The 748-nt window shown below is 55.1% G+C and carries 1 protein-coding gene; it reads left to right on the top strand.

Translation table 11 applies throughout. The features are described from left to right. The first annotated feature begins 428 nt into the window (after window positions 1–428). Window positions 429–659, top strand: coding sequence for a hypothetical protein (locus tag FXV83_RS42170; RefSeq protein WP_235940629.1), 231 nt, complete (start codon window positions 429–431; stop codon window positions 657–659). Window positions 660–748 lie beyond the last annotated feature (89 nt).

Below are 748 nucleotides of genomic sequence, written 5' to 3'. Positions count from 1 at the left end.
ACAAAAGCAACTGTAATGTTAGGGCCAATAGGCGAAGTGCTGGGTTAGGTCGGTTGCGTTAAGCTCATCCATTCAATTTGAGTATTCTCAGTAGGGCCATCTATAAAGCTGCATGAGAAAAGCCTGGGAATGTCCTGGATCATTGCCCTCCCCTCTTTCGGCTTTTACTGGTGGCTCACTAGACGGGCGACTGAACGGGTGACAGAACTCGCGCCAACTGCGTTGTTACGGTCGCCCCTTTATTGGTCGTCGAACGCGCTGGTGCTCGTCCTGTTAGGACTTGTGATGTACATAGCCCACATCCACCATCAATCGCCGGTTCCGCCATTCCTTTGGGTCACCGTTGTTGCGGTCATCGTGGCGTTGCTTGTCATGCGGCGCGCTCTGAAGTGGCGTTATCCTGCCTAAACTACGCCGAGAGTTTTCTCATGGGCACGTTCTATACCGACGAGCAGATGCAGGAAGCGATTGCGGCGTTGGAGGGCCACACTCCCGGTATCTGGGAGAGAATGAAAAAGATGGCCTTGACCCCGGACGACCCTCACGATGAGGGACAGCAAATAGAGCAGGGAGCCATCGTGCGCGTGCTTACAATCGTTCTGCCCAAGGTGCCGTTCGTTGCGCAAGCTCAGGACCATTCGAGGCAAGGGCACGCTTGAGTATAGACTTGGGCGACGCTGTGCGCGCTGCAATCGCATCGAAGGACGACTCCTAGATCAAAGCGATGGCCGCTAATGGGATGGTCCGG

The sequence above is a fragment of the Bradyrhizobium hipponense genome (assembly GCF_008123965.1).
Lineage (GTDB): Bacteria > Pseudomonadota > Alphaproteobacteria > Rhizobiales > Xanthobacteraceae > Bradyrhizobium > Bradyrhizobium hipponense.
The sequence above is the reverse complement of the archived record's forward strand: the minus strand, read 5'-3'. Positions and strand labels throughout refer to the sequence as shown.